The sequence below is a fragment of the Streptomyces sp. 13-12-16 genome (assembly GCF_002114215.1).
In the GTDB taxonomy this organism is placed as follows: Bacteria; Actinomycetota; Actinomycetes; order Streptomycetales; family Streptomycetaceae; genus Streptomyces.
This window is the reverse complement of sequence record NZ_NCTE01001307.1, coordinates 674-4,913: the sequence shown is the minus strand read 5'-3', so window position 1 is coordinate 4,913 and position 4,240 is coordinate 674. Positions and strand designations below refer to the sequence as shown.

The 4,240-nt window shown below is 72.7% G+C and carries 5 protein-coding genes; 1 reads left to right on the top strand and 4 read right to left on the bottom strand.

Features of this window, described 5'->3' with window-relative positions; translation table 11 throughout:
• Positions 1 to 864, top strand: a complete 864-nt coding sequence (locus B7767_RS40300) for a cytochrome c oxidase assembly protein (RefSeq protein WP_085576248.1) — start codon at positions 1 to 3, stop codon at positions 862 to 864.
• Positions 865 to 957: 93 nt separating this feature from the next.
• On the opposite strand, the gene B7767_RS40295 is transcribed toward B7767_RS40300, so the two are convergent.
• The 4 genes from B7767_RS40295 to B7767_RS40280 form a co-directional block, all read right to left on the bottom strand.
• Entirely contained in the window at positions 958 to 1,419 is a 462-nt protein-coding gene (locus B7767_RS40295; RefSeq protein ID WP_085576249.1) for an ATP-binding protein, read from the bottom strand.
• Positions 1,420 to 1,513: 94 nt separating this feature from the next.
• Entirely contained in the window at positions 1,514 to 2,536 is a 1,023-nt protein-coding gene (locus tag B7767_RS40290) for an ABC transporter substrate-binding protein (RefSeq protein WP_085576247.1), read from the bottom strand.
• A gap of 37 nt (positions 2,537 to 2,573) precedes the next feature.
• Positions 2,574 to 3,347, bottom strand: a complete 774-nt coding sequence (locus B7767_RS40285; protein ID WP_085576246.1) for an ABC transporter ATP-binding protein — start codon at positions 3,345 to 3,347, stop codon at positions 2,574 to 2,576.
• The gene (locus tag B7767_RS40280; RefSeq protein WP_107486619.1) at positions 3,347 to 4,237 is read right to left on the bottom strand and encodes an iron ABC transporter permease; all 891 of its coding nucleotides are present in this window, start codon (positions 4,235 to 4,237) and stop codon (positions 3,347 to 3,349) included. Before B7767_RS40280 ends, B7767_RS40285 begins: the two co-directional genes overlap by 1 nt.
• Positions 4,238 to 4,240: the final 3 nt, after the last annotated feature.

The following is a 4,240-nucleotide window of genomic DNA, read 5'->3' as shown; positions in this document are numbered from 1 at the left end:
ATGCCCGCGCACGAGCACACCGCGGGCGGCGACGTCCTGGAGTGGCTGCTGCCCGCGCTCGTCCTGCCGGCCGCCGCCGGCGCCTACCTGTCGCTCGCCCGCCGGGCCCGGCACCGCAACCCCGTCCTGGGCTGGAGCCGGTGGCGGACGGCGTGGTTCCTGACCGGCGCCGCCCTGCTCGGCGTGGCACTGCTGCCGCCCGTGGCCCCCTTCGCGCACGGGGACTTCCGCGGCCACATGACCCAGCACATGCTCATCGGCATGTACGCGCCTCTCGCGCTCGTCCTGGCCGCCCCCGTCACCCTCCTGCTGCGCACCCTGCCCACGGCCCGGGCACGGCGGCTGACCGCCGTCCTGCACAGCCCGCCCGTCCGCGTCCTCACCCGTCCCGTGGTCGCGACGGCGCTGTCCACGGGCGGCCTCGCCGTGCTCTACTTCACCCCCCTCCACAGCGCGGCCACGGGCGGCCCCGCGGCCCACTGGCTGCTGCACGCGCACTTCCTGCTCTCCGGCTGCCTGTTCGCCCACGCCATCGCCGGCCCCGACCCCGCCCCGTCGCGACCGGGCGTACCCGCTCGGCTGGTCTGCCTCGGCGTCGCCATCACGGCGCACGCGGTGATCGCGCAGCTGATGTACGGCGGTTTCGGGGTGCACATCCACGCCCCCGTGGACCAGGTCCGGGCGGGCGCCGAGATCATGTACTACGGCGGCGACATCGCCGAACTGCTCCTGGCAGCCGCCCTGGTCACCACCTGGCGGCCGCGGGGCCGGGCACGCCGGTCCCGCCGGCCGGCTCACGGACCGCCCCCACCGGCTCCCTGGGCGCTCCCTCCGCGGCGTGCCGGTGAGGGGGTCGTTCCGTGAGGTGCGCCCCGGTCCTCCCTTCCGTCCGGCGGGTGTTCCGGCCCGCCCGGGGCCACGGACGTCGCCTCTCCCCGGGCCGCGGCCGCACGCCGTTCACCTGTGCACCTCGAAGCCGCCGCGGCCGTCGAACCGCACCTCGCGCACCTCGTCGAACCCGTCCTCCGGTGACGGTCTGCGCAGGCGCTTCATCGTGGCCAGGACTCCGACGTCCGGAACGCGCTCGCGGCCCGCGCGGGCGGAGTTGCGGCGCAGCGAGCCGGCCACGTCGGGAGGGAACCAGTAGGCCGTGGCCGTGGCACCGAACGAGTGCGCCGCTTCCACCAGCGGGTGCCACTCCTGGGGTGACGGATTGGTGTTGTCCACCACCACCGGCCTCCCGGCCGCGAGGTGCTCCGCCAGCAGCCGCATCTGCCGCTGCTGCTTGTGCCTGGCTCCCCGCGGGAAGAGGTCCTTGCTCACCAGCGCGTACCGGTCGGCCAGGCACCGTGCGTAGAACGTGGACTTTCCGGAAGCCTGCAGTCCGACCAGCACGGCCACATCCACTTCAGCCGCCATGACCACCACCATGACACGCCGCCGGCCGGGAGGACGGTACGGGATCCCCCGGATCGGGGACCCGGGCGAGGGGTTCGCCGACGTCCCCGGGACCTCAGGAGCCGAGGCGTCTCAGGGCGGCCGCGAGGGAGCTGACGGCCGCGGGGTTGCGCGGGCTCTCGACGAGGTCGACGTAGTCGAGCGTGACGATCCGGTCGTTCTTGACGGCGGAGACGTTCGCGAGCGGCTTGTAGGACTTGAGGAACCTCCGCTTCTGTTCCGCGGTGGTGTCCCCGTAGTCGTTGATCACGATGACCTCGGGGTCACGGGCGACGACCGTCTCCCAGCCCACGGTGGTCCAGCTGTCCTCCAGGTCCTTCATGACGTGGTCACCGCCGGCCTTGGTGATGATGTCGTGGGGCCCCGCGTAGGCGCCGGACGTGAGCGGCTTGTCCTCGCCGCTGTCGTAGAGGAACACCCGCGGCCGGCCGGAACCCTCCGGAGCCTCGTCCTGCGCTTCGGCCACCTGTTCACGGAACGACGCGATGAGCGTCTCGGCCCTGTCCTCGACGTCGAACACCTTCCCCAGGTTCCGCAGGTCCGTGTACAGCGCGTCGAGCGGTGGCATCACACCGCGGGCCTTGCCCCGTCCGTTGCGGCACGACTCACTGAGCAGGTACGAGTCGACGCCCAGGCGTCGCAGCGCGGCGGGCGTGAAGCCCTCGCCCTCGTCGAAGCCGTAGTTCCAGCCCGCGAAGACCAGGTCGGCACGGGCGTCCAGGACCAGCTCCTTGTTGATCCGGTCCTTCGAGAGCCACGTGGTCTTCCGGTAGCCGTCCTTCCACGGCACCTTCGAGAGGTCGCCCTTGTCGTCGGGCATGACGTATCCCGCCATGTGGTCCGCGAGACCGAGCGCGAACATGATCTCGGTGATCCCCACGTCGTTGGTGACCACGCGCCGCGGGGCCCTCTCGAACGTTCTCCGTTCGCCGCAGTTCTCGACGGTGACCGGATAGTGGCCGCCGGACGCCCGGGCGCCGTCTCCTTTCCCCTCCTCCGACGGGACGCTCGCCCCGCAGCCGGTGACGGCGAAGGCCAGAACGAGTGCGAGGACGGCGGGGCGCGCGCGGTGCGGCATGGGGTGGTGACTCCTTCGAGGGTGGACCGGGAGGGGACTACCGGGAGGGAAGACGGTCGAAGAGCAGCTGGACGGCGCCCGTTCCGGGATGGAGGACGCGGTGCGCACGGACGCCGAAGACGTCGGCCAGCAGCACCGGCGTGAGGACGTCGTGGGGTGCGCCGGAGGCGACGATCCGCCCGCCGTCGATGACGTGGAGGAGGTCGCAGTGGAGCGCGGCGAGGTTGAGGTCGTGCAGCGCGGTGAGCACGGTCGGCCCGCCGGCCCGGACCAGGGACAGGATCTCCAGCTGCTGGGCGATGTCCAGGTGGTTGGTGGGCTCGTCCAGCACCAGGACCCGGGGCCGCTGGGCGAGCGCGCGGGCGATCAGGACCCGTTGCCGCTCGCCGCCGGAGAGCGTGAGGAAGCCCCGGTCGGCCAGATGGCCGGCGCCGACCCCCGTCAGCGCGGCGGCACACGCGCGCCGGTCCTCGTCGCTCTCGCGGGCCACCGCCCCCTGGTGCGGCAGCCTGCCCATGGCCACGACCTCGGCCACCGTGAAGTCGAACTCCGCGACCGCTTCCTGGGGAAGGGCGGCGAGCCGGCGTGCGCTGTCGCGCGGGTTCATGGCCAGCAGGTCGTCGCCGTCGAGACGTACCGCACCGGCCGTGGGACGCAGGGCCCGGTAGACACACCGCAACAGGGTCGACTTGCCGCTGCCGTTGGGCCCGACGAGTCCCACGAACTGTCCGCTGCCCGCCCGCAGTGATACGTCCTCCACCAGCCGCGTACCGGAGATCTCCACGGTCACCGTGTCGATGTCGACCTCCATCACACACCTCCGAAGGTGTAGGTACGGCGGCGCATGAGCAGGACGAAGCAGGGCACGCCGATCGCCGCCGTCAGGACGCCCAGCGGCAGTTCGGCCGGTGCGAGCACCACGCGCGACAGGATGTCGACCCAGATCAGCAGCACGGCGCCGGCCAGGGGAGCGACGGCCAGCAGCCGGCGGTGGTCCGCCCCGACCAGCATCCGGGCGGCGTGCGGAACCATCAGGCCCACGAAGCCGATGGCCCCGCTGACCGCGACCACCGCCCCGGTGACGGCGGCGGTCGTCAGGAAGAGTTCCTTGCGCAGCCGCCCGGGGTCCACGCCCAGAGCGGCAGCGGTCTCGTCGCCCATCGCCAGGGCGTTCAGGCGCCGGGCCGACCAGCCGAGGTGGACGAGGCCGCCGAGCACCGCGCCCGCGGCGATCGGTACGGAGGTCCAGCTCGCGCCGCCCAGACTGCCGAGCAACCACATCACCGCGGACCGGGCCGCCTCACCGCGCTCGGCGGCGAACACCATGAACGTGGTCACGGCCGAGAAGCCGTAGTACATCGCGGTGCCGGTCAGCACGAGACGGAGCGGTGTCAGCCCCCGCGGGGTCCGGGCGATCGCGTACACCAGCGTCATGGCCGCGAGCGCGGAGACGAACGCCGCCGTGGACAGCGCCCAGACACCGAGAGCGCCGAAGGCGCCGAAGATGAGCACGGCGTTGGCTCCGACGCCCGCGCCGGAGGAGATGCCGAGGACGAACGGATCCGCGAGCGCGTTGCGGACCATGGCCTGGACGGCGACGCCGACGGACGCCAGACCGGCACCGACCACCGCGGCGAGCACGGCACGCGGGAAGCGCAGTTCCCACACGATGGTGTAGGAGGAGACCTCGTCCGGGGTTATGGT

Bases quoted from the DNA above. Each gene is read 5' to 3' on its own strand.
- B7767_RS40300 (WP_085576248.1), top strand. From the start codon at position 1: ATGCCCGCGCACGAGCACACCGCGGGCGGCGACGTCCTGGAGTGGCTG.
- B7767_RS40295 (WP_085576249.1), bottom strand. From the start codon at position 1,419: ATGGCGGCTGAAGTGGATGTGGCCGTGCTGGTCGGACTGCAGGCTTCC.
- B7767_RS40285 (WP_085576246.1), bottom strand. From the start codon at position 3,347: ATGGAGGTCGACATCGACACGGTGACCGTGGAGATCTCCGGTACGCGG.
- B7767_RS40290 (WP_085576247.1), bottom strand. From the start codon at position 2,536: ATGCCGCACCGCGCGCGCCCCGCCGTCCTCGCACTCGTTCTGGCCTTC.